At 73.5% G+C, this 1960-nt stretch carries 1 protein-coding gene and 1 pseudogene; one reads left to right on the top strand and one right to left on the bottom strand.

Going from position 1 to position 1960, the window contains the following annotated elements; all coding sequences use genetic code 11:
• Nucleotides 1–256: pseudogene (locus Mterra_RS22680) on the top strand (hypothetical protein); the annotation flags it as partial.
• A 145-nt stretch (nt 257–401) separates the two neighbouring features.
• Here the strand turns inward: Mterra_RS22680 and Mterra_RS20880 are convergent.
• A complete protein-coding gene (locus tag Mterra_RS20880; protein WP_170159777.1) occupies nt 402–1664 on the bottom strand; it encodes an RCC1 domain-containing protein in 1263 nt (420 codons plus the stop codon).
• Nucleotides 1665–1960 lie beyond the last annotated feature (296 nt).

Raw genomic sequence — 1960 nt, 5'->3', positions numbered from 1 at the left:
CCCCCTGCCCTTCCCCCAGCTCCTCCTCCGGCCCCGCAAGTGGCGGGGGGACAGCCAGGGCCGCCCGGTCAGCCGGACGGCCTTCGTGGAGGCGCTGCACGCGCTGTTCGAGCTCTCGGGGGTGGCGGGGCCGCCGGGGCCGAGGCTCTTGTGGTGGGCGGTGCGGCGGCTCCTGGGGCAGGGGCTCTCCCCCGCCGAGGTCGCCCGCCGGGTGGCCATGCCCACCCTGCCCGCCATCCTCCGGGGGGAGGCGTAGGGAATGGGGAAGGGAATCGCCGGCAGAGGCCGGCTTCGGGGCCTGTCGCGCCCTTCACGGACGTTGCCTCCCATCCGGGAGGCAACGGTGCCGTGCAGGACAATGCAATCGGGCTGTGAAAGGCTCAGCAATTGGGAAGAGCGCTCTAGGGCAGCCGGGCCTTGAGCCCCAAGACCTCGACCGGGGTGTCGCTGTCGTCGGCGGTGCCGTCGCCGAGCTGGGCCGAGGTGTTCTTGCCCCAGGCGAAGACGGAGCCGTCGGAGCGCACCGCGAGGGAGTGCTCGGCGCCCCGGGCCACCTGGCGCACGTCCTTGAGCCCGGGGACCCTGGCCCACCTGCCCCCTATGCCGCCCAGGCGCCAGACCTCCCCCGCTTCATCGACCGCGAGCAGCACCGCCCCCGACCCCGCGACGAAGCGCACGGCCGGGCCGGGCCCCTCGAGGGGCCGGACCTCGAGGGAGGCCAGGGGGTCGGAATACCACAGGCGCCCGTCCTCGCCCAGCAAGACCGCGTAGGTCCGGTCATTGTAGGTATCGGGGGGCGTCCGCAGCCGCGCCACCTGCACCACGCGCGGCGAGGCCACCGCCAGGGGCTCCGGGCGCAGGGAGTCGGGGGACGAGCGCGAGTCCAGGCGCCAGGCCCGGCCCCGGGCATCGATCGCCACCAGGGTTGCGAAAGGGCCGTTCCGGTAGAACGTCCACACCGCCACCGGCTGCTGCAGCTCGCGGTCGCCGACCCGCAGGCGCTGGAGCCGTGCGTCTTTCGAAGGGTCGAAGAGCCACAGGCCGCCGTCGGGCTTGACGTAAACCACCGTGTCGTAGCCCGTCGCGTCGGCGAAGACCACGCCGGAGTCCACCCGCCGCCGGGTCTTGAGGTCGCCGGACACCCAGACGAGGGCCCCGTCCTCGGTGACCACCGCGAGGCCGCTGTCCGCGGCCGCGAGGGAGCGGGCCCCGCGCACCCCGTCGAGCTGCACCGGGACCGCGCTCTGAGCGTCCTTCACCTGGCCCCACCACCACACGGTGCCGTCGCGGGCCACCGCGGCCGAGAAGGAGCGGCCGCCGGCCAGCGCGTAGCCGAGGTAGCCCTGGGGCTTGGGGAGCACCGTCACCACCGCCACCGCCCGCCGGGCGGGGTCGGCGGGGTCGAGGGCGGTGACGGTGTAGCGGCCGGGCTCGGCGGGCGCGGTGTAGACCGTGGCGCGGCCGCGCGCCGGGTCCACCGTGCCGCCGGAGGCCTCCCAGGCCACCTCCTCGGGGGCCGCGATCTCCAGCCGCTCCCCGGCGAACACCGTGGCCGCCGGGGGCGTGAGGCGGAGGGACTGGGCGCTGGCCACCGTGCCCTTCACGGGCAGGCAGGCGATCAGGAGGGTCGCGAGGAAAGGGATCAGGGTCGTAGGTCTTTTCATGGGTCTCACGGGTCTCACGGGTCTCACGGGTTCACGCGGATCAGGGGGGCATCGGCCCTGCGGCCGCAGCCGGCGGCAGGGCTCCTTTGGGGGCTTGACGCTTGACGCTCGGCTCGATGGCCGGAGGCCTTGGGAAGGGGCGACGGGTCTTTCATAGCGGTTTCTGTCGGGTTTGTCGGGCTTTCCTGTTGTGCATTTCCTGTTGTGCATTTCCTGTTGTGCACAGGCATTCGGCCAGCAGTATAGCCGCTTTCGCGGGGGAGAGGGGGAGGGGCTGGAGGGCTGGAGGGCTGGAC

Source organism: Calidithermus terrae, assembly GCF_003574345.1.
Lineage (GTDB): Bacteria > Deinococcota > Deinococci > Deinococcales > Thermaceae > Calidithermus > Calidithermus chliarophilus.
This window is presented reverse-complemented; position numbering and strand designations above follow the sequence as displayed.

Excerpts from the sequence above, each read along its gene's own strand:
- Mterra_RS20880 (WP_170159777.1), bottom strand. The coding sequence starts at position 1,664 with ATGAAAAGACCTACGACCCTGATCCCTTTCCTCGCGACCCTCCTGATC.